Genomic DNA, 20,107 nt, shown 5'->3' on the forward strand with positions numbered 1-20,107 from the left:
GGTCTCCGGAACAGTGATGGCCGACGTGTCCGGAAGTCAGTCGGTGATCAACGGACTCGTGGAAGTCGACGAGAAGCGCGGGCGATCGTCGACGCGACGAGCCCCGGCCCGAGCGGTTTCGGCCGAGCAAGGACGGCCTACAGCTGGTCCCCCAGGGTGGCCGGTTCCGGGGGGTGCGGACCGCCGCCGTCCTTCAAGTCCTCCTCGCAGGTTCGTCCGACGTAGGACTGGTCGTTGGGGACCAGGAGCACTCCGGCGACCCGCTCGGGGTGCTCGACGGCGAGCCGGCTGTCGCCCGTGAGGACACCGCCCCGCTCGAACGCCTCGGACGAATGGACCGTCTGACACCCCAGCGCCACGCGCTCCTCATCGACCGCACAGGCGTCCACCGCAGGGCCGAAGCCCTCGTCCGCGCCGTCGAAGCGGTAGCGGAAGGAGACGTGGTCGCCTTCGGAGGGCACCTGCGGGTGGGGCTCGAGGCGCCAGTCGACGACCTCGGCGGTGACGCCGAGAGGCCGCCCGGACACGTCCTCGACCTGCACCCTGACACCGGCCTCACCGCGCTCCGCGGCCGTGTCGGTGCAGTTCCACAGGGAGGAGCACCCGGACAGGGCGAGCATCGCCAGACCCAACGGAACACCGGCACGTACTCGTGCGGGGAACACCCGGGTGACCTCCGGTCGTGGTGGAGCGGAGCAGTGTATCCCGGGGCCCGGCAGCCGCGGGTGACGGCGACGAGCCCCTGCGGCTGGATCACCCGCGTTCACCGCCCGCCTCGGCGCCCTCGAAGCCCCGGCAAGGGACAGCGCGGGCGCATGCATATGCCCCGGACGGCTGGGAAGCCATTCACGCGGCGCCCGAGGGCGCACTCCTCCGGCCCTCTTGCGGGGGCGCGGGACAATGGACGGTGGCCCGCCCTCCAGGGGGGTCGACCGCGACGTACGAAGGAGAAGTCATGGCGGAGCACACGCCGCGCCGGGAGCAGCCGCGGCTACGCCCCGCGCCCCTGCTGTTCGAGCCCGCGGAGGCGGCCTCGGATCCCGAGCACTTCTTCGACCTGGAGTCGATCGAGGATCCGCGCGCACTGCTGGAGCGGGCGACCGAGCTGACGCTCGCGTTCCGTGCCGCCGCCGACCGGGCGACGGAGTTCCAGGCGGTGGCGGCGGCCCAGCTCTCCGATCCCCGGCGCTTCGACCGGCTGACGCCGGCGGACATCGCCGAGCGCGCCGAGTGGACCGAGGACTACGCGAAGAAGATGGTCGAGTTCGGCCGGGACCTGATGCGGGGCGGAGAAGGACCGGTGCACGCCGACCCCGTATGAGGCGGGCATATGCCGGGCGGGCAAGATACCCCGTTCTCCACCTCCGTGTCCCCGATTTCCGCGACTCTGCGGAGGCGTCCCCTCACGCCGGGTAGACCTGTCCGTCATGAGCAGCACATGGAACACCTCCGACGCCGGCGGCGTCACGCCGGACGGCGCCACCTGGCTCGCCTCGGCGGGCGCGTATCCGCGCAGCACGCTCTCGTACTGGGAGGAGCGGCCGGACGCGCCGGTCGTGCTGCCCTGCGGCGCGGTCTTCGACGTGGTGAGCGTGCCCGCGGTCTTCGGGCGGCGGATGCTGGACCGGATGTGGGAGGAGGGGCCGGGCTCGGGTCCGGTCGCGGAGTTCCGGGGGCGGATGCTGCTGTTCGCCGCGCCCGGCACGGCGCAGCGGCTCCCGGCGCTCCTGGAGTGGGAGGAGTGGGGCGCGCACGGCTCACGCACGGACGGCGTCCCTCCGCTGCTGTGCCACGGCGCCGGCGACGCGGTGACCGTCCCCTCGCCCGCCGCCCGCTCCGGCTCCCGCTGGCTCGTCGCCCCCGACACCCGTCGCCCCTGGCTGCCGGGCCCGGAGGTGCTGCTGTGGGCGGCCGTGCGGGCCGCCCGCGCGGCCGTGCGGATTTCGATTTTTCCTCCCGCCGATCAGGGTGCTAATGTCTACGACGTCAGCAGGCGCCGCTAGCTCAGTTGGTTAGAGCAGCTGACTCTTAATCAGCGGGTCCGGGGTTCGAGTCCCTGGCGGCGCACGACACGACGGAGGCCCCTCGCGCGAGCGAGGGGCCTCCGTCGTGTCTACCGCGTGCTGATCCGCACCGTCCACGCCCCCGACGCCGTACGTCCCTCCACCTCCACCCGTACGGACTCCCCGGGCACCGTGAAGCTCTCGCCGAGGGCGACCGGGGCGTCGGCGAGCGCCGGGTAGACCGAGTCCGCCCAGCACGCCTCGGTGCGCGGGTGGGCGTCGACGACCTCGATGGGGCCGCGCCCCGACCGGGTGCCGCTGCGCACCTTGTACACCAGCACCCCCTGCCGGCAGGCCCTCGTGTCGTTGCCGACCGGCCCGCGGGCCTCGAAGGCGAGCACGCTGTCGGGCCCGGTGCGCACCACCGCGAGCTTGGTGCCCCGGCCGAGACCGAAGGACGGCGCCCCGGCGGCGCCCGTCACCGGCGTGCCCGGCCCCGCCCCGAGCGGCTCCAGCGTCAGCCGTACCGGCCCCGCCTCCTGCACGCAGCGCACCTGCCGGGGTTCCAGCCAGCCCAGCTTCCACTTGTGCCAGCCGAAGAGGTCCGGCGCGAGGGCGAACTGGCTGCCCATCAGGTCCCAGTCGCCGACGTGGGTGTCCCAGTCGCCCTTGCCGTCCACGGGCCGGTGGTAGAGGTCGGGCAGGTCGAAGACGTGCCCGGTCTCGTGGGCGAGGACGAGCCGGTCCGGGGGATGGTCCTCGAACACGGTGACGACCCGGCGGATGTCGGTGCCGTCGGCGCGCAACGGACGGTCCAGGTTGACGACCTTGGTGGCGTCGGAGTCCACGCCCGGCGCGTCCGGGTCGGCGACGAAGTACACGATGTCGTAGCGCGAGAAGTCGACGTGCCGGTCGGCCACGGAGAGCGCGTCCCGCAGGTAGGCGGACCGGTGGGCGACGGTCCAGTCGCGCCGTATGCCGTACGCCGTGGAGGGGCGCGGCATCCGGAGCCACTGCCGCAGGGCGTGCGGGCGGAGGGTGAACCTGCCGTAGGAGGCCTGCTCGAAGAAGCGGGTGGTGGCGGGGAAGTGGTCGGCGGCGAGTTCGGCGGGCGTGGTCAGGGGGCGGGAGTCGGGGAAGGACAGGAACACCGTCACCGCGTCCAGGCCGCGGGCGGGGCGGGGGTAGGCGGTGTTCCAGGTGTCCAGGCCCTCGGAGTGGTGGGCGGTGGTGCGGGTGAGGGCGCAGGGCGCCGCCGAGAAGGGTTCGGCGACGGAGGGGACGCTCACCATCGAGGTCGCCGCGAGCGCCGACATCGTGGCGCACATCGCGGTGGTGCTGCGCAGCCGGGGCCGTACGCCCGGTGCACCCGATCGGCCCAGCCGCCCCGGTCGTCGCCGGAGAACCTCACGGCCGAGTCCTCTCGGGGTGAGCTGACGCGGCACGGGGACCTCCGGGAGACGGTTCACGGGACACCGCACCCAGAGTGTGCTGATTTGTCATATTGCGCCGCGTTCGGCTGCACCGGACGAGTGAGAAACGCGACCATCCGGGCGGGACCGGTCGGGAGCGACACCCCGCGCACTCACGGAACGTCACAACTGGTCGGAGGACCGCATAAGCCGTCCCCCCGCGGGCAGAAACGATCTGGCAGGGATGCGGATCCGCCCTGGAGGCCGGAGAGTGACTGGAAGGGCCCCACGCGGGCCTCTATGATCGGCACACTTTCCTGAGACTCAGAGACTTTCTGCACGGACAGCGATCGAGTGCACTGCGGGAGCGAGCGGTGAGCGGAACGTCCGAAGGGCCGGCGCCCGCCACGGAACTCAACCGGCCGAGCGTCACGGAGAGTGAGATCGCTACGTCTCCGCGTGCGGAGCCCCCACCCCTCCTGTCCCCCTCGCCCCCGTCGTACCGCTCCGTCTTCACGGCCGCGCCGCTCGCCATGGCCGTGGTCGACCGCGGGGGCACGGTGACCGGCGCCAACGCGGCCCTCGCCACCCTGCTGGGCCGCGCCCCGGAGTCCCTGGCCGGCGCCGTCGCCGCCGATCTGGTGGACCTGGCCTCCGACTCCCGTACCTGGCACGCCTACCGGGAGCTGCTGCGCGGAGAACGGACCAGACTGCGCTGCACGCGCCGGCTGAAGCACCCGGAGGGGCACGCGCTGTGGGTGCGGGTGACGGTCTCCCCGCTGCCCGCCGACGACGGGGACGTGCTGCTGTCGGTGGCCGACATCAGCGACCACCACGAACTCCAGGCGCAGCTGCGGCACGTGCGGTCGCACGATCCGGTGACCCGGCTGCCCAACCGCACCCAGTTCTTCGAGCGGCTGACGGCCGCGCTGGACGCGGAGTCGGACGAGGAGGGCGGCACCGGCCGGATCGGGCTGTGCTACCTCGACCTGGACGGGTTCAAGGCCGTCAACGACACCCTGGGCCACCGCGTCGGCGACCAGTTGCTGGCCGCCGTCGCCGAGCGGCTGACGCACTGCGCGCAGGAGGCGGGCCGGACCAGGACCGGCGCCCCGCTGGTCGCCCGGCTCGGCGGGGACGAGTTCGCGCTGCTGGTCGAGGACTCCACCGGCACCGAACAGCTCGCCGACCTCGCCGAGTCGCTGCTCGACACGATCCAGGCCCCCTTCGACCTCTCCGGGCGCCGGCTGTCGGTGTCCGCGTCGATCGGGGTGGTGGAACGGCACGCCGCCGGGACCACGCCCACCGCGCTGATGCAGGCCGCCGACACCACGCTGTACTGGGCGAAGGCCGACGGCAAGGCCCGCTGGACGCTGTTCGACCCGGAGCGCAACGCCTCCCGCGTGACCCGCCAGGCCCTCGCCTCCACGCTCCGTCCGGCCATCGAGCGGGGCGAGTTCGCGCTGGAGTACCAGCCGCTGGTGGGCATGGAGGACGACCGGGTGCACGGCGTGGAGGCGCTGATCCGCTGGCACCACCCGCGGTTCGGCACGCTGACGCCGAATCGGTTCATCTCGCTCGCGGAGGAGGACGGCTCGATCGTGCCGCTCGGCCGCTGGGTGCTGCGCACCGCGTGCCGGCAGGCCCGCGACTGGCAGGTGGAGCACCCGGACGAGCCGCCGATCTTCGTCAGCGTGAACGTGGCGGTCCGCCAGGTGTGGGACTCCGACCTGGTGGCCGACGTCGCCGGCACCCTGGAGGAGACGGGCCTCGAACCGGGGCTGCTCCAGCTGGAGCTGACCGAGTCGGCGGTGATGGGCTCGTCCGGCCGGCCGATCCAGGTCCTGAAGGCGCTCAGCGACATGGGCGTGCGCATCGCCATCGACGACTTCGGCACCGGCTACTCGAACCTGGCCTACCTCAGCCGGCTGCCGGTGTCGGTGCTGAAGCTGGACGGCTCCTTCGTCCGGGGCTTCCAGTACGAGGAGCGCGCCGCCGCCCCGCCGAACCCGGCGGACGAGGTCATCGTCGAGGCGATGGTGCAACTCGCCCACCGGCTCGGTCTGACGGTCACCGCGGAGTGCGTGGAGACCTCGGCGCAGGCGACGAGGCTGCGCCGGATCGGGTGCGACACCGGTCAGGGCTGGCTGTACTCCCGCCCGGTGTCGCCGGATCGCATCTCCGAGCTGCTGGGGGCGCCCGGGGTTCAGGCGGGCGTGGGCAACCCGTAGGCGTCGGCTATCAGTTCGTAGGAGCGCAGGCGTACGTCGCCGCCGTGGGCGTTGGCGGTGAGCATCAACTCGTCGGCGCCGGTGCGCTTCTGCAGCTCGTCCAGGCCGGCGCGGACCTCGTCGGGGGTGCCGTGGACGACGTTGGCGTTCCAGGAGTCGACGAACTCCCGCTCCATCGGGGAGAAGTCGTACGCCTCCGCCTCCTGGGGGGTGGGCACGAGGCCGGGACGGCCGGTGCGCAGCCGGACCATGTTGAGCGCGGCGGCCAGCACCTGGCGGCGGGCCTCCTTCTCGTCGTCCGCGGCGAGCGCGGAGACGCCGATGAGGGCGTAGGGCGCGTCGAGGACCCCGCTCGGGCGGAAGGACTCGCGGTACAGGTCCAGCGCGGGGACGGTGTTCTGGGCCGAGAAGTGGTGGGCGAAGGCGAAGGGCAGGCCCAGCACGCCGGCCAGCCGGGCGCTGAAGCCGGAGGAGCCGAGCAGCCAGATCGGCGGCCGGTGCGGGGACTGCACGCCGCCGGGCGAGGTCGCCTGCACCGGGCCGGGGACGGCGTGGATGCGGCGGTAGGGGTGGCCGTCGGGGAAGTCGTCGTCGAGGAAGCGGGTGAGCTCGGCGAGCTGCTGGGGGAAGTCGTCGGCGCCCTCGTTCAGCCGGTCGGAGCGGCGCAGGGCCGCCGCCGTGGCCCCGTCGGTGCCGGGGGCGCGGCCGAGCCCGAGGTCGATCCGGCCCGGCGCCATGGCCTCCAGGGTGCCGAACTGCTCGGCGATGACCAGCGGCGCGTGGTTGGGCAGCATCACCCCGCCGGAGCCGAGGCGGATGCGCCCGGTGTGGGCGGCGAGGTGCGCCAGGATCACGGCGGGCGAGGAGGAGGCCACGCCGGGCATGGAGTGGTGCTCGGCGACCCAGTAGCGGTGGAAGCCGCGGGACTCGGCGAGGCGGGCGATGTCCACGCTGGTGCGCAGGGCGTCGCTCGCGGTCCGGCCCGCGCCGACGGTCACCAGGTCCAGCACGGAGAGCGGGACGGGTGCGGTGCCGTGGGCGGTGCCCCGGATCTCCTCTGCGGCGTCTGCGGCCATGGTGGGGTGCCTCCTGCTGTGGGGTGTGACGGTCGCTGCGCGACGTAACAGGAGACGGTCCCCGGTTATTCCCCGCGTACTCCCGCACACCGTCGGCCGCCCCCTGGCACCCGGCGGTGTGCGCGCACGACGATCATGCGATACGATCATCTTGCTCGCTGAGGGGGTCGCCCCCCGACAGTGATCACGCGTTGGTGGTCCAAGGAAAGACGCCCCGCTTCCTGCGGGGAAATGCAGGTGCAAGGCCTGCCCGGCGCTCGAACAGAACCCCGGCCCCGCTCCAGCGGGACCGGGGTTCTTCCGTGTGCGCCTCACGGCGCCGCCTCCGCGCCCGGCCTCCCGTGCCGCGATGACGGCGGTCGGCCGCCCGAACGCCTCCTCCCGGCCGGCCGCCGAGAGTCGACCGGGGGCGCGCCGGGCCGTCCTCGGACCTGGACGATCAGACCTGGACGATCGGCTCCCGGGTGAACAGGGCGCCGAGTCCGGGGGCGTTGACCCGGCGGTCGGCCAGGCGCAGGCACTCCCAGGCGGTGACCTGGTTGGCGGTGAGGACCGGCTTGCCCAGCTCCTTCTCCAGGGCGGGGAGGTGGGCGATCGTGTGCAGGGCCGTGTGCGGCAGGAGCAGGGTGTCCGCGTCCGGGGTGTCGGCCGCGCGGGCCAGCGCGAACAGCTCCTCCTCGCCCCAGGCGCCGACCTCCGCCGCCGTGACGATCCCGGAGCCGCGCACCCCGGTCACCTCCACCCCGCCGGCCCGCAGGAACTCGGCGAAGAGCAGGGACACGTCGTCCGGGTAGGCCGCGCCGACGGCGACCCGCCGCGCCCCGATCTCCCGCACCGCGTGCACGAAGGCGAACGACGTCGACGACGCCGGCATGCCCGCCGCCCGGGCGAGGCCGCGCACCTGCTCCTGGGCGCCGTCCCAGCCGTGCACGAAGCCGCCGCTGGTGCAGGCCCACACCACCGCCTCGGCGCCCGAGAGGCGCAGCTGCTGGAGGCCGGCCGCCAGCCGCTCGGGCGCTCCCATCTGGAGCAGCGCGTCCACCCGGTGCGCGTCCTCACCGAGGTCGGTGTGCACCAGGTCCACCCGGACGTCGCTGCCCAGCAACTGCTCGATGCGCGGATAGTCGTCCTCCGCGGAGTGGCCCGGATAGAGGAATCCCAGTGCGGTCATGTCCAGCCTTTCTGCCGTCTCTCTTCCGGTACGCCCGGCGGTACGGGACCGGGCACGCGGCCCGGCGGTACGGGACCGGAGCGTGCCGACGCGTCGATCAGCGCCTGATACGGTCCCACCGCTCGGGTACCCAATCGGCGCAACGCCGCCCACATGATCACCTGGTTGGCCGAGATGACCGGTATGCGCCGGTCGCCCGGGGCCGGGGGGACGGTCGGGTTCTCCAGGGGCGGCCCCGTCTGCGCGAAGGTCGGGAAGAGGGCGTGACCCCCGTCGCGCGCGTACGCGGCGTGGTCGTGCGCGTACGCGGCGTGGTGGACGTGGCCGGACAGCGGGAGGGATTTCCGGACGGCTCCGCAGGCGGGCGGCGCCCGGTCGTCGAGCAGCCGGGCCGTGCGGCCGACCCTCGCTCGACCAGGGAGATCCCGGGGAATCGGGCTGCCGTGTCCCCCGTCGTCCCACCCTGGTCATGACCACCCGGCCGCCGGGCGGGGCCGAAACTGGCCGGAATAACTCGCATCGGTTCGGGTAGCCGCGCCGCCATGGCTCCACCACTGCAACCACTGAGACGATTCCGGGAAGCGCCCGGACCCACACGCCGATCGCTGCTCGCGGGGGTCGCGGCGCTCGGCGCACTGGGGGCCGCGGGCTGTTCCCGGGTACCGACGGCGGCGGCCACGGGCGGCGGCGACCTGCTGGACCGGCTGAGGGCCGCGGGCGTCGTCCGTCTGGGCATCGCCGGCGAGATCCCGTTCGGCTACATCGACAGGAGCGGCGAGCTGACCGGCGAGGCGCCGGAGCTGGCCAGGGTCATCTTCAAGCGGCTCGGCGTGGACCGGGTGCAGCCCGTGCCCACCGAGTTCGGCTCGCTGATACCCGGGCTGAACTCGCAGCAGTTCGACGTCGTGGCGGCCGGGATGTACGTCAACGCCGAGCGCTGTGAGCAGGTCATCTTCTCCGACCCCGACTACCAGATGCTCGACTCCTTCATCGTCCGCAAGGGCAACCCGAAGGGGCTGCACGACTACCGGGACGTCGTGGAGAAGAAGGCGAGGTTCGCCACCGGCACCGGGTACGCGGAGATCGCGTACGCCGTCGAAGCCGGGTACAAGAAGAGCGACATCCTGATCGTCCCCGACCAGGTCGCCGGCCTGAACGCCGTCGAGGCCGGACGCGTCGACGTCTTCGCCGGGACCGCGCTGACCACCCGCGAGGTGGTGAAGAAGTCGAGGAAGGCGGAGGTCACGGAGGCCTTCAAGCCGATCGTCGGCGGGAAGCCCCACGTCGACGGCGGCGCGTTCGCCTTCCGGCCCACCGAGACCAGGCTCCGGGACGCCTTCAACCGCGAGCTGGCCGAGCTCAAGAAGAGCGGCGAGCTGCTCCGCATCCTCAAGCCCTTCGGTTTCACCGAGGACGAGATGACGGATCTGACCGCGAAGGAGCTCTGCGGCGGATGACATCGGGACTCTGGGAACTCGTGCTCGAGGGCGTCTGGGTCACGATCCAGTTGCTCGTGCTCAGCGCGCTGCTGGCGACGGCCGTCTCCTTCGTGGTCGGCGTGGCGCGCACCCACCGGCTGAAGTTCGTCCGCTTCCTGGCGGGCCTCTACACCGAGGTGTTCCGCGGGACCTCGGCGCTGGTGATGATCTTCTGGGTGTTCTTCGTGCTGCCCCCGGCCTTCGGCTGGCAGCTGGTGCCGCTGTGGGCGGGCACGCTGGCACTCGGTCTCACCTACGGCGCGTACGGCTCGGAGATCGTGCGCGGCGCCCTCGCCGCGGTCGACCCGGCCCAGCGTGAGGGCGGTATCGCGCTCAGCTTCACGCCCTGGCAGCGGATGAAGCTGATCCTGCTGCCGCAGGCGGTGCCGGAGATGATCCCGCCGTTCTCCAACCTGCTGATCGAGCTGCTCAAGGGCACCGCCCTGGTGTCGATCATGGGCATGGGCGACCTGGCGTTCAGCGGCAACCTGGTGCGCCTGGCGCTGCAGGAGAGCGCGGAGATCTACACGTACATCCTGCTGATCTACTTCGTGATCGCCTTCGCGCTGACCCGTCTGATGCGCGGTCTGGAGAAGAAGCTGAAGGCCGGGGTCGGCAAGGCGCCGAAGGAGAAGACGGCCGCCGTGCGCGTGCCCGAGGGAAGTGGTGTCTCGTGAAGTGGGACTGGAGCGCCGTCTCCGACTTCATGCCGTACTTCTGGGACGGTCTGCTGGTCACCCTGCAGATCCTGGCCCTCGGTTCGCTGATCTCATTCGTCCTGGGACTGGCGTGGGCGCTGCTGATGCGGGTGCCCTCGCGCTGGGTGACCTGGCCGGTCGGGGCGATCACGGAGTTCGTCCGCAACACCCCGCTGCTGGTGCAGCTGTTCTTCCTCTTCTACGTGCTGCCCGAGTGGGGGGTCACCTTCTCGGCGCTGACCACCGGTGTCTTCGCCATCGGGCTGCACTACTCGACGTACACGATGCAGGTCTACCGGGCCGGCATCGAGGCCGTGCCGGTGGGCCAGTGGGAGGCGGCGACGGCGCTGAACCTGCCGCTGCGCCGGACGTGGACCGCGGTGATCCTGCCGCAGGCCGTGCGCCGGGTCGTGCCCGCGCTCGGCAACTACGTCATCTCGATGCTGAAGGACACGCCTCTGCTGATGGCGATCACGGTGCTGGAGATGCTGGGCGAGGCACGGCTGTTCGCCCAGCAGAACTTCCAGTTCACCGAGCCCCTGACGGTGATCGGCGTGGCCTTCATCGTCATCTCCTACCTGGCCTCCCTTGCCCTGCGAGCCCTGGAGCGACGCCTTGTCCACTGACACCCACGCCCCGTTCGAGAAGAAGCCCGGGACGCCCGGGACGCCGCGGAGCACCGGCGAGCTGATCCGGCTGGAGCAGGTCACCAAGCGGTTCGGGGACCACACGGTCCTGGACCACCTGGACTTCTCCGTGGACGCCGGCAAGCACGTCACGCTGATCGGCCCGTCCGGTTCCGGCAAGACCACGATCCTGCGGCTGCTGATGACGCTGCTGAAGCCCGACGAGGGCACGATCACCGTCGACGGGGAGCAGTTGTTCCCGGCGTCCGAGAAGCAGGTCCGCGAGATCCGCAAGAAGATCGGGATGGTGTTCCAGCAGTTCAACCTGTTCCCGAACATGACGGTGCTGCGGAACATCACCGAGGCCCCGGTCACCGTGCTCGGCATGTCCAAGGACGCGGCCGAGGAGCGGGCGCGGGAGCTGCTGGAGATGGTCGGCCTGACCGAGCACCTCGCGAAGCGCCCCGGACAGCTGTCCGGCGGTCAGCAGCAGCGGGTGGCGATCGCGCGGGCGCTGGCGATGCGGCCGCAGGTGCTGCTGCTCGACGAGGTGACCTCGGCGCTCGACCCGGAGCTGGTCGCGGGCGTGCTGGACGTGCTGCGGGACATCGCCCGCTCCACCGACATCACCATGCTCTGCGTCACCCACGAGATGAACTTCGCCCGGGACATCTCCGACCGGGTGCTGATGTTCGACCAGGGCCGGATCATCGAGGCGGGCGCGCCGGAGAAGATCTTCAGCGAGCCGGAGCACGACCGGACGCGGGAGTTCCTCAGCGCGGTGCTCTAGCCACGGACCGTGATCGGGACGAGGCCCGGGGCCACGTCAGTGGCCGCGCCGCCGCCCTCCCGGCCGGCGGCGCGGCCGCCCACCGTGCCCGTGCCGGACCTCCGGGAGTACGCGGTCGGCACGGTCCGCACGGCCGCCTTGATCACGGCCGGCCCCTCGGCCGGCTGTCCGGCGCCGTCCCTGCCGGCCGTGCACGCCCACCGCCTGCGCCGGGCCGCCGGCGCGCTCGACCGCGGCGCGGCCCCGGTGCCGCTGTCCCCGACGATCCGGGCGGACCGGCGGTGGTGCGGACCACCCCCGGGAACCGGGTATTATTTTCCCTGTCGCCGCCCGCGAAAGCGGACGGCGGGAGTCACGCGCCGCTAGCTCAGTTGGTTAGAGCAGCTGACTCTTAATCAGCGGGTCCGGGGTTCGAGTCCCTGGCGGCGCACCGAGAAGGGCCTCTCGTGGGAGCGAGAGGCCCTTTGGCGTGTCCGGACGGGGATCGGCCTGTTCCGGAACAGGCCGGGACGGTCCGGGACGCTCAGAACGTGACGTCGGAGCAGGCGTAGAACGCGTTGCCCGTGTCGTGGACCGTCCACACCGCGAGGATCACGTGGTGTCCGCTGAGCCCGGACGGCAGCCGGCCGCTGTGCGACAGCGTCTGCGGCGGGCGCTGACCGTTGTAGGGAACGGTCAGGAACGGCGTCAGGTTGAGGTCGGAGCGGGCCAGGTTGTGGTTCTGGTTCCAGCCCGGCTTGGTGACGTAGTACGTGAAGTCGGTGGTGGCGTGCATCGCCGTGAACTGCCACCGGAAGGTGTAGGTCTGGCCGCCGGACACCCGGGTCGTGGGCCAGGCGCCGCCCGAGGGGGTCCTCGGGCTGTCGAGCTGGGCGAACGGCGCGTTGCCCGCGGAGCAGAGCCGCCCGTCGGCGGGACCCGAGGCGGGGAAGCCCTTCGGGCCCTCGACGCTCTGCGGCTCCCACTGGATGGATCCGCAGTTGGTCACCGAGCCGTTCTGGCAGAGCTTCTGCCGGCTGACCGGCAGATCGGTGTAGCCGTGGCCGCTGGCACCACCGGAGGAGAGCACGAGTGCTCCGGTCGTGGCCAGTCCCACCGCGGCCGCGTACATCTTGGTCCTTGTGCGCATGCTGCCGCTCCTGGTGAACGTGGGGGAGTTTCCTCGAGCCGTGCAGGTAGGTCTAGACCAAGTCTGAGATTATGGGCGCGGAATGAGCATGTCCATACCAATCGCAGGGTCCGTTCCCCCGCCGTTCACGGGCCCGTCTCCCCCCGTCCCGCGCAGAACGCCACCGTCAGGTCCTTCACCAGCACCTTGCGCTCGTAGTCGTCCAGCTCCACCAGTCCCCGCGTGGTCAGCCGGGTCACCGTGTCCTCCACCGAGTCCACCACCGAGCCGAGCACGCTCGCCCGGTGCTGGGCGTCCAGCGCGGCGATCCTGCGCCGGTGCATCGCGGCGGCCACCTCGGGCGCGTACTCCACCCGGACCGGCCGCACCGCGAACACCTCCACCCCCACCGGCGCGGTGTCCGCCGCCACCAGCCGGGTCAGCGCGTCCTGCGCCGCCGCCACCGTGCCCTCGCTCGCGCCCGGCGCCGCCACCGGCACCCGCACCAGCGCCGCCTCGACGCACGCGCGCAGATACGCCTCGTGGTCCTCGACGCTCAGCGTCGCCCGCGCGGTGTCCCGCACCCGCCACACCACCAGCACGGCCACCCGCAGCGCGACCCCGCTGCGGTCGGCCGCCCGCATCGCCTCACCGCGCCAGTGCCGCAGCCGTACGTCGACCCGGCGGCGCAGCAGCAGCGGGTTGACCCACATCAGCCCGGTCCGCCGGACGGTCCCCCGGTAACGGCCGAACAGTCCGAGCACCCAGGCCCGCCCGGTCCGCCCGCGCGCCAGCCCGCCGAACCCGAACAGGCCGAGCGCCCCGGCCCCCGCGTACGCCGCCCACTGCGCGGGGCCGAGCCCCGCCGCACCGGAGCGCGAAGCCGGCCCGAGCGCCTCCGCCACCGGGGGCGGCAGTACGCCCGCCCACCACGAGGTGGCCACGCAGCCGGCCGCCCCGCACACCCCGGCGAGCACCCCCGCGAGGCCGGGCAGCACCCGGGCGGGCCGCTCCACCAGCTCGGGGTCGATCCGCGGGACGGCGGGCCGGGACCGCCCGTCGGCCGGACCGCGCGGGCGGGGCCGCTCCCCCGCGCCGTGCCCGTCCGCGTCCGCCCGGCGGGCGACGACCGCCGGGCGCAGCCGCACCGGCGCCGGCCCGGGGGCGTCGCGGAACAGCAGGTGGACGGGGATCTCGGTGGTGGACTCGGTATGGATGAGCCGGGCCGGCCGGGCGGCCGCCGTGCCGCCGTCCACCGGACCGCCGGGTTCGGGGACGCTCTCCGGGACATCCTCGGGGGCGTTCTCGGGAAGGGGGGATGTCGTCGTGGTCATGCCTGCCTCCAGCCTCCGCGCCAGATGCGTCACACCGGTCACTTCGAGGAACGTGGGCGCCGGGGAGTGCCGCGCGCCCGGGACGGGTCAGGAGAGGAACAGCCGCCGCCAGGTCTCCGGGCCCGGATAGCCGTCCGCCGCGCCGCCGCGCCAGCCCTGGGCCCGCTGGAAGGCCTCCACGTTGCGGCGGTCGGCCTCGCTCCAGCGCGGTCCCGGCCCCTGCGTGTAGTACCGGCCGAACCCCTTCTTCACCAGTTGTCCGCCGAGCCGCGTGACATGGTCGCTGACGGCGCCCGGCCGGAACGGCGCCCGGCCCGGATAGCCCGGCACCCCGTGCGAGGAAGGGGCGGACGAGGGCCCGGCAGTAACGGAAGCGGAACCTCCGCTCTGGATGTCCCGGCCCCCGCCGGCCACCAGCAGCTCCCAGGTCAGCGGCCCCGGCAGCCCGTCCGCCGCCGCTCCCCGCCACCCCTGGGCCTCCTGGAACGCCCGGGTCGCCGCCCGGTCCGCGTCCGTCCAGCGCGGGCCGGGAGGCGTGGGGTAGAAGCGCCCGGCGCCGCGGGCGACGAGCATCCGGCCGAGCTCGGCGACGTACTCGTTCTCCGCCCCGGGGCCGAAATGAGCCACCCCGGGGAACGGGGTCCGGCCCGCCGGGCGGGGCGTCCCCGCCCCCGCCGCGCCGTCGGTCACCCCCTTGTAGCGGTACGGGACGTAGCGCGCGGAGTTGTTCCAGTAGGCGTACGGGGTGGTCTTCCGGCGGGTGTGCGGGAGGGTCTGCTCGTAGGCGACGTACCGGGAGCGGGCGGTGTCCGCCCAGCCGCCGAAAAGGACGACGTGGGATCCGCCATAAGGGGAGGACGCGTCGTGGAACAGCAGTATGTCGCCCGGCCGGAGTTCGTCCTTGGTGATTCTCTCGGCGTATTTCCCGAGGCTCCCGGTCCATTCGTTCGCGGGCAGCCGCCAGGCCATCGAGACATAACCCGAACAGTCCTGCCGGTAGCCGTCGGCCTCGTACGAGGCCACGTCGTACGGAACTTTCCGGGTGACCCAGTTCCGGGCCCGCTCGATGATGTCCGCACGGGTGATCGCGGGCGCCCGCACCAGGCCCGCGGGCAGGGTCGCCCGACCGCCGGGGCCGTACAGCGGAGCCCGCTTCCCCTGTGGGGTGGCGGGCTCCTCACCTGCGGGAACGTCCGGACCCGCGGGCCGCTGGGCCGAGGGGGCGGCGACCGCGGGGACGGCGGACGCCGCGACCGCGGCCGAGGTCACGGCGGCCACGACGAGAGCGGTCCGGTGCGCCGCCGGATGACCGGGGAAACGGCCCGTCCGGGAATGCGGCAGGACGCGCCGCCAGTGCGCGCAGCCGGGGCAGTCGCAGTCGTCCGCCGGATCGATTTCCTCGAATACCGGAGACTCCATGCGATTCCCCTCACACTCCCGGTCGATTTCGTCACGTCCGTGCACGACGGCCAGTTTCGCAACTGTCCCCCGCACGCGCATGTTGACGGTCCGAATGATGTACGGGCGGTGGACCGGGCCCGTAGCGGGTGTGACCCCCGCGGGCGACGGCCGGGTGGACGGCGGTCAAAAGCACCCGTCGGGGTCCTGTAGAGTTACGCCGTCAGCGCGCGCCGCTAGCTCAGTTGGTTAGAGCAGCTGACTCTTAATCAGCGGGTCCGGGGTTCGAGTCCCTGGCGGCGCACCGACCCGACGGGCTCCTCGTGCAGACGAGGGGCCCGTCGGTTTTTTGGCCGAATACTCCCTCGCGCCCGTTGAACGCACCCCACTCGGCGTACGTATGCACCATCGGCCCCCCGGGACCCCCTCACCGTTCACCATGGACCCGTATGACCGGTGAACACCGTGTTTCGCGTCTTGCGATCATGATGGGCACCGTAGAACCTGGGTTCTTCACGTTGCCGCGGATTCGCGGCGCTCGGGGGGGAAAGAAACCGGTTGCTGACGATGCGGGACGAGGAGTCCCGTTTCACGAAGCGGTGCCGAGGGGGGCATCATGCAACCGGAACAGCGCTGTGCCGTGTCTATAAGGTGTGGGAGACGTGGTGACAGCGGTCCACCACTGATACGTCCGCGACGGTCGAGGGGGACCGGACCGGATGTGAGGAAGCGACGAAAACACGCGGCGGCCGTCGTGTGTTGGGGGGATGACTCATGACGTCGACGCCGACGGGCGCCCAGAGGGACGACGACGACCCGTCCCGGACCACCCAGCTCAGGGTGCCCGGCCATCGGAACTGGAACACGGGAACGTTCCGCCGGATCAAGAAGGCGCTGCCGAGATACGACTACGAGCACTACAGCCGGCTCGCGGGTCCCCTCACCCAGCCCGATCCGAACAAACCGTACAAGGTGCAGTACCGCTCGCTGATCGGCCAGGAGCCGCACCGCATCCGCATCGCGCTGATGCTGGCCGCGGCCCCGGTGCTGTCGCTGGTGCTGCTGGTGTGGCTGCTGCAGCCCTCGCACTGGACCGAGCGGGACTACGTGGAGTTCGCGTGGCTGCCGGCCCTCGACATCGTCATGCTCGTCTCGATCGGCCTGATCGAGCTCTTCCGCTGCCTGAACGTGCTGTCGAACGCGCACGCCACGCTGGTCGCCCGCGACCCGGTCCCGGTGGTGCCCGAGACCGGCACCCGGGTCGCCTTCCTCACCTCCTTCGTGCCCGGCAAGGAGCCGCTGGAGATGGTGACGAAGACCCTGGAGGCGGCCGTCAGGATCCGCCACCGGGGCCTGATGCACGTGTGGCTGCTCGACGAGGGCGACGACCCCGAGGTGAAGGAGGTCTGCGCCCGGCTCGGCGTGCGCCACTTCTCCCGCAAGGGCGTCGCGAAGTGGAACCAGGAGAAGGGCGCCCACCGCGCCAGGACCAAGCACGGCAACTACAACGCCTGGCTGGACGCGCACGGCGACGACTACGACTACTTCGCCTCGGTCGACACCGACCACGTGCCGCTGCCGAACTACCTGGAGCGGATGCTCGGCTTCTTCCGCGACCCCGACGTCGGCTTCGTCATCGGCCCGCAGGTCTACGGCAACTACGACAACTTCGTCACCAAGGCCGCCGAGTCCCAGCAGTTCCTCTTCCACGCGCTGATCCAGCGCGCCGGCAACCGCTACGGCTCGCCGATGTTCGTGGGCACCTCCAACGCCGTGCGCATCAAGGCGCTGAAGCAGATCGGCGGTCTGTACGACTCGATCACCGAGGACATGGCGACCGGCTTCGAGATGCACCGCCACAAGAACCCGGCGACGGGGCGGAAGTGGCGCTCGGTGTACACCCCGGACGTGCTCGCGGTCGGTGAGGGCCCCAACGCCTGGACCGACTTCTTCACCCAGCAGATGCGCTGGTCGCGCGGTACGTACGAGACGATCCTCACGCAGTACTGGAAGGGCTGGTACTCGCTCCCGCCGAGCAAGCTCTTCAACTACACGATGATGATCATCTTCTATCCGATGTCGGCCCTGAACTGGATCCTGGCGGCGCTGAGCTGCGCGCTGTTCCTGGGCCTGGGCGCCTCGGGCGTGAACATCGACCCCACGGTCTGGCTGATGCTCTATGGCAACGCCTCCGCCCTGCAGATCGGCCTGTACGTCTGGAACCGCCGGCACAACGTCTCGCCGCACGAGCCGGAGGGCTCCGGCGGTGTGGCCGGCATGGTGATGTCCGCGCTGTCGGCGCCGCTGTACGCGAAGGCGCTGATCGACTCCGTCCTGCGCAGGAAGAGCAAGTTCGTGGTCACCCCGAAGGGCGACTCGGCCAGCCCGGACACCTGGTTCGGGACCTTCCGCTACCACTGGTACTTCATCCTGATCTTCGCCGGCTCCATCGCCGCGGGTCTGGTCTACGGACACGCGCACCCGGCGATGGTGATCTGGGCGACCTTCGCCCTGCTGATCACCGCCGCGCCGATGTTCGCCTGGCGGCACGGCATGCGGCAGGACCGGAAGAAGCCCGGCGCCCACGCCGGGGGCGGGCGGCCGGGCGCCGCCGAGGCGCCCCGCGCGCCGGAGCCGCCGCAGATGCCGCAGATGCCGCAGATGCCGCAGCAGCAGCCCGCCCCGCAGGACCGGCCCACCTGGGCCGCCGCGCACGGCGGGCCCGCGGGCGCCGGGGACGCCCCCGGAAACGACCAGACCATGCAGATCGCCCTTGGTGGACTTGGGGGACGTAAGGAATGAAGGACCGTGCAGGCCGCCGTCGGGCCCGTCGGATCGCGATGGGCACGGCGGTGGTGCTTGCGCTGGCCGGAATGAACGGACCGTGGCTGTACCGCTTCGGCACCGGGAAATACCACCAGTACAAGATCAACCAACCCGAGTACAAGGCCGAGAACGGCAAGTGGGAGATCGTCCAGTTCCCCGAGGAGTACCGGCAGAACACCATCCACGCGGCGCTGCTGCGCACCGGGAAGGTGCTGCTCGTCGCCGGTTCGGGCAACGACCAGGACAACTTCGACGCGAAGAGGTACGACACCCGGATCTGGGACCCCGTCAAGGGGACCATCAAGAAGGTGCCGACGCCCACCGACCTGTTCTGCACCGGCCACACCCAGCTCGCCAACGGCAACCTGCTGATCGCGGGCGGCACCAAGCGGTACGAGAAGCTCAAGGGTGACGTGAAGAAGGCCGGCGGCCTGATGCTCGTCCACAACGAGAACCCGGACAAGCCGATCACCCTGCCCGCCGGCACGAAGTTCACCGGCAAGGAGAACGGCAAGACCTTCGTCTCGAAGGATCCGGTGCTCGTCCCGCGCGCCGAGAAGGACTTCGACCCGGCGACCGGCGCGTTCCTGGGCACCACCCCGGGCGTCGGCCGCATCTACGTCGAGGCGCAGAAGGAAGGCGCCGCGTACGAGACCGGCACCCAGGACAACTACACGGTGCGGGGGCTGAGCGGCGCCGACGCGCGCAACACGTACGGCATCGCCGAGAAGCTCGCCCTGGACAAGAAGGACTTCCAGGGCATCCGGGACGCCTTCGAGTTCGACCCGGTCGCCGAGAAGTACATCAAGGTCGACCCGATGAAGGAGGCCCGCTGGTACCCGACGCTCACCACCCTGAGCGACGGCAGGATCCTCAGCGTCTCCGGCCTCGACGACATCGGCCAGCTGGTCCCGGGCAAGAACGAGATCTACGACCCGGAGACCAAGGAGTGGGCCTACACCGAGAAGGTCCGCCAGTTCCCGACGTACCCGGCGCTGTTCCTGATGCAGGACGGCAAGGTCTTCTACTCGGGTTCGAACGCCGGCTACGGGCCGGACGACGTGGGCCGCGACCCGGGCGTCTGGGACGTGGAGACCAACACGTTCACGAAGGTCCCCGGGCTGAGCGACCCCGACATGCTGGAGACGTCCGGCACGGTGCTGCTGCCGCCCGCGCAGGACGAGAAGTACATGGTGATCGGCGGCGGCGGGGTCGGCGAGTCCCGGAAGGCCAGTGAGAAGACCCGGATCGTCGACCTCAAGGCCGACGACCCGGAGTTCGTCGACGGACCGTCACTGGACAAGGGCACCCGCTACCCGCAGGCGTCGATCCTGCCGAACGACGAGGTGCTGGTCACGGGCGGCTCGGAGGACTACCGGGGCCGCGGCGACTCCAACATCCTCGAGGCGCGGATCTACGACACGGAGAAGAACGCGTTCCGACGGGTCGCCGACCCGCTGGTGGGCCGCAACTACCACTCGGGCTCCATCCTGCTGCCCGACGGCCGCGTGATGGTCTTCGGCTCCGACTCGCTCTACGCCGACAAGGCGAACACCAAGCCGGGCGAGTTCGAACAGCGCATCGAGATCTACACGCCGCCGTACCTGTACGGCGACGACGAGCAGCCCGACCTGTCGGACGGGCCGAAGACCATCGAGCGCGGCGGGTCCGGCACGTTCACCTCGGCGGACGCGGCGTCGGTCAAGAGCGTGCGGCTGATCCGGCCGAGCGCGTCCACGCACGTCACGGACGTGGACCAGCGGTCGATCGCGCTGGACTTCACGACCGACGGGGACAAGATCACCGTGACGGTGCCGGAGAGCAGGAACCTGGTGCAGTCGGGGTGGTACATGCTGTTCGTCAACGACGGTGACGGGACGCCCAGCAAGGCGCAGTGGGTGCGGGTGCCGTAGCACTCCCGCGGGTGCGTCGCCGGGCGCGGGAGCGCAGTGGGTG

Annotated in this window: 17 protein-coding genes and 3 tRNA genes; 12 read left to right on the forward strand and 8 right to left on the reverse strand. The window is 71.7% G+C overall.

The window, feature by feature from the left end:
• Nucleotides 1–137: 137 nt before the first annotated feature.
• On the reverse strand, nucleotides 138–620 hold the full coding sequence (locus ADK41_RS03760) for a hypothetical protein (RefSeq protein ID WP_037804038.1): 483 nt from the start codon (nucleotides 618–620) through the stop codon (nucleotides 138–140).
• Between the two features lie 335 nt (nucleotides 621–955).
• Between ADK41_RS03760 and ADK41_RS03765 the strand changes: the two genes are divergently transcribed.
• The 3 genes from ADK41_RS03765 (at nucleotide 956) to ADK41_RS03770 (ending at nucleotide 2,067) form a co-directional block, all read left to right on the forward strand.
• Nucleotides 956–1,321 (forward strand): hypothetical protein, encoded by a 366-nt coding sequence (locus ADK41_RS03765; RefSeq protein ID WP_030825199.1) that lies wholly within the window; start codon nucleotides 956–958, stop codon nucleotides 1,319–1,321.
• Nucleotides 1,322–1,427: 106 nt separating this feature from the next.
• Nucleotides 1,428–2,003: a bifunctional DNA primase/polymerase gene (locus ADK41_RS38270; RefSeq protein ID WP_030825202.1), complete on the forward strand. Its 576-nt coding sequence runs from the start codon at nucleotides 1,428–1,430 to the stop codon at nucleotides 2,001–2,003.
• Nucleotides 1,994–2,067 (forward strand) — tRNA-Lys (locus ADK41_RS03770). Before ADK41_RS38270 ends, ADK41_RS03770 begins: the two co-directional genes overlap by 10 nt.
• Before the next feature lie 46 nt (nucleotides 2,068–2,113).
• Here ADK41_RS03770 and ADK41_RS03775 read toward each other — a convergent pair.
• Nucleotides 2,114–3,331 (reverse strand): M6 family metalloprotease domain-containing protein, encoded by a 1,218-nt coding sequence (locus tag ADK41_RS03775; protein ID WP_051843131.1) that lies wholly within the window; start codon nucleotides 3,329–3,331, stop codon nucleotides 2,114–2,116.
• A gap of 458 nt (nucleotides 3,332–3,789) precedes the next feature.
• Here ADK41_RS03775 and ADK41_RS03780 point away from each other — a divergent pair, with 458 nt between their 5' ends.
• Nucleotides 3,790–5,646 carry a putative bifunctional diguanylate cyclase/phosphodiesterase gene (locus tag ADK41_RS03780; protein ID WP_030825215.1) on the forward strand — a complete coding sequence of 619 codons (1,857 nt, stop codon included), beginning with the start codon at nucleotides 3,790–3,792 and terminating at the stop codon, nucleotides 5,644–5,646.
• Here ADK41_RS03780 and ADK41_RS03785 read toward each other — a convergent pair.
• From ADK41_RS03785 to ADK41_RS44180, 3 genes are all read right to left on the reverse strand, one after another.
• Nucleotides 5,622–6,722: an LLM class flavin-dependent oxidoreductase gene (locus tag ADK41_RS03785; RefSeq protein WP_030825217.1), complete on the reverse strand. Its 1,101-nt coding sequence runs from the start codon at nucleotides 6,720–6,722 to the stop codon at nucleotides 5,622–5,624. The genes ADK41_RS03780 and ADK41_RS03785 overlap by 25 nt on opposite strands.
• A gap of 439 nt (nucleotides 6,723–7,161) precedes the next feature.
• Nucleotides 7,162–7,893, reverse strand: a complete 732-nt coding sequence (locus ADK41_RS03790; protein ID WP_030825219.1) for a maleate cis-trans isomerase family protein — start codon at nucleotides 7,891–7,893, stop codon at nucleotides 7,162–7,164.
• Nucleotides 7,890–8,327: a DUF3830 family protein gene (locus ADK41_RS44180; protein ID WP_078661920.1), complete on the reverse strand. Its 438-nt coding sequence runs from the start codon at nucleotides 8,325–8,327 to the stop codon at nucleotides 7,890–7,892. The genes ADK41_RS03790 and ADK41_RS44180 overlap by 4 nt, the downstream gene beginning before the upstream one ends.
• A gap of 108 nt (nucleotides 8,328–8,435) precedes the next feature.
• On the opposite strand from ADK41_RS44180, the gene ehuB reads away from it, so the two are divergent.
• The 5 genes from ehuB to ADK41_RS03815 all read left to right on the forward strand — a co-directional run bounded on the left by ehuB (nucleotide 8,436) and on the right by ADK41_RS03815 (nucleotide 11,915).
• Nucleotides 8,436–9,350, forward strand: a complete 915-nt coding sequence (ehuB, locus tag ADK41_RS03795) for an ectoine/hydroxyectoine ABC transporter substrate-binding protein EhuB (protein WP_030825221.1) — start codon at nucleotides 8,436–8,438, stop codon at nucleotides 9,348–9,350.
• Nucleotides 9,347–10,048: an ectoine/hydroxyectoine ABC transporter permease subunit EhuC gene (ehuC, locus tag ADK41_RS03800; RefSeq protein WP_030825223.1), complete on the forward strand. Its 702-nt coding sequence runs from the start codon at nucleotides 9,347–9,349 to the stop codon at nucleotides 10,046–10,048. The genes ehuB and ehuC overlap by 4 nt, the downstream gene beginning before the upstream one ends.
• Nucleotides 10,045–10,695, forward strand: coding sequence for an ectoine/hydroxyectoine ABC transporter permease subunit EhuD (gene ehuD / locus ADK41_RS03805; protein WP_030825225.1), 651 nt, complete (start codon nucleotides 10,045–10,047; stop codon nucleotides 10,693–10,695). Before ehuC ends, ehuD begins: the two co-directional genes overlap by 4 nt.
• Nucleotides 10,685–11,485 (forward strand): ectoine/hydroxyectoine ABC transporter ATP-binding protein EhuA, encoded by an 801-nt coding sequence (gene ehuA / locus ADK41_RS03810; RefSeq protein WP_030825227.1) that lies wholly within the window; start codon nucleotides 10,685–10,687, stop codon nucleotides 11,483–11,485. Before ehuD ends, ehuA begins: the two co-directional genes overlap by 11 nt.
• 356 nt (nucleotides 11,486–11,841) lie before the next feature.
• Nucleotides 11,842–11,915: transfer RNA gene (locus tag ADK41_RS03815), tRNA-Lys, on the forward strand.
• Nucleotides 11,916–12,008: 93 nt separating this feature from the next.
• On the opposite strand, the gene ADK41_RS03820 is transcribed toward ADK41_RS03815, so the two are convergent.
• The 3 genes from ADK41_RS03820 to ADK41_RS03830 form a co-directional block, all read right to left on the reverse strand.
• Nucleotides 12,009–12,614: a lytic polysaccharide monooxygenase auxiliary activity family 9 protein gene (locus ADK41_RS03820; RefSeq protein WP_030825230.1), complete on the reverse strand. Its 606-nt coding sequence runs from the start codon at nucleotides 12,612–12,614 to the stop codon at nucleotides 12,009–12,011.
• 125 nt (nucleotides 12,615–12,739) lie between these two features.
• A complete protein-coding gene (locus ADK41_RS03825; protein ID WP_030825233.1) occupies nucleotides 12,740–13,927 on the reverse strand; it encodes an SPFH domain-containing protein in 1,188 nt (395 codons plus the stop codon).
• A gap of 87 nt (nucleotides 13,928–14,014) precedes the next feature.
• A complete protein-coding gene (locus ADK41_RS03830) occupies nucleotides 14,015–15,346 on the reverse strand; it encodes a peptidoglycan-binding protein (protein WP_030825236.1) in 1,332 nt (443 codons plus the stop codon).
• A 209-nt stretch (nucleotides 15,347–15,555) separates the two neighbouring features.
• Between ADK41_RS03830 and ADK41_RS03835 the strand changes: the two genes are divergently transcribed.
• From ADK41_RS03835 to ADK41_RS03845, 3 genes are all read left to right on the forward strand, one after another.
• A tRNA-Lys gene (locus tag ADK41_RS03835) sits at nucleotides 15,556–15,629 on the forward strand.
• Nucleotides 15,630–16,099: 470 nt separating this feature from the next.
• The gene (locus tag ADK41_RS03840; RefSeq protein ID WP_030825239.1) at nucleotides 16,100–18,127 is read left to right on the forward strand and encodes a glycosyltransferase family 2 protein; all 2,028 of its coding nucleotides are present in this window, start codon (nucleotides 16,100–16,102) and stop codon (nucleotides 18,125–18,127) included.
• Nucleotides 18,124–20,064, forward strand: a complete 1,941-nt coding sequence (locus ADK41_RS03845; protein ID WP_030825242.1) for a galactose oxidase-like domain-containing protein — start codon at nucleotides 18,124–18,126, stop codon at nucleotides 20,062–20,064. The genes ADK41_RS03840 and ADK41_RS03845 overlap by 4 nt, the downstream gene beginning before the upstream one ends.
• The last annotated feature ends 43 nt before the right edge of the window (nucleotides 20,065–20,107 follow it).

The sequence above is a fragment of the Streptomyces caelestis genome, assembly GCF_001279005.1.
In the GTDB taxonomy this organism is placed as follows: Bacteria; Actinomycetota; Actinomycetes; order Streptomycetales; family Streptomycetaceae; genus Streptomyces; species Streptomyces heliomycini.

Excerpts from the sequence above, each read along its gene's own strand:
- ADK41_RS03785 (WP_030825217.1), bottom strand. The coding sequence starts at position 6,722 with ATGGCCGCAGACGCCGCAGAGGAGATCCGGGGCACCGCCCACGGCACC.
- ADK41_RS03790 (WP_030825219.1), bottom strand. The coding sequence starts at position 7,893 with ATGACCGCACTGGGATTCCTCTATCCGGGCCACTCCGCGGAGGACGAC.
- ADK41_RS03760 (WP_037804038.1), bottom strand. The coding sequence starts at position 620 with ATGCTCGCCCTGTCCGGGTGCTCCTCCCTGTGGAACTGCACCGACACG.
- ADK41_RS03830 (WP_030825236.1), bottom strand. The coding sequence starts at position 15,346 with ATGGAGTCTCCGGTATTCGAGGAAATCGATCCGGCGGACGACTGCGAC.
- ehuC (WP_030825223.1), top strand. The coding sequence starts at position 9,347 with ATGACATCGGGACTCTGGGAACTCGTGCTCGAGGGCGTCTGGGTCACG.
- ehuB (WP_030825221.1), top strand. The coding sequence starts at position 8,436 with ATGGCTCCACCACTGCAACCACTGAGACGATTCCGGGAAGCGCCCGGA.
- ADK41_RS38270 (WP_030825202.1), top strand. The coding sequence starts at position 1,428 with ATGAGCAGCACATGGAACACCTCCGACGCCGGCGGCGTCACGCCGGAC.
- ADK41_RS03765 (WP_030825199.1), top strand. The coding sequence starts at position 956 with ATGGCGGAGCACACGCCGCGCCGGGAGCAGCCGCGGCTACGCCCCGCG.
- ADK41_RS03820 (WP_030825230.1), bottom strand. The coding sequence starts at position 12,614 with ATGCGCACAAGGACCAAGATGTACGCGGCCGCGGTGGGACTGGCCACG.
- ADK41_RS03840 (WP_030825239.1), top strand. The coding sequence starts at position 16,100 with ATGACGTCGACGCCGACGGGCGCCCAGAGGGACGACGACGACCCGTCC.
- ADK41_RS03845 (WP_030825242.1), top strand. The coding sequence starts at position 18,124 with ATGAAGGACCGTGCAGGCCGCCGTCGGGCCCGTCGGATCGCGATGGGC.
- ADK41_RS03775 (WP_051843131.1), bottom strand. The coding sequence starts at position 3,331 with ATGTGCGCCACGATGTCGGCGCTCGCGGCGACCTCGATGGTGAGCGTC.
- ADK41_RS03825 (WP_030825233.1), bottom strand. The coding sequence starts at position 13,927 with ATGACCACGACGACATCCCCCCTTCCCGAGAACGCCCCCGAGGATGTC.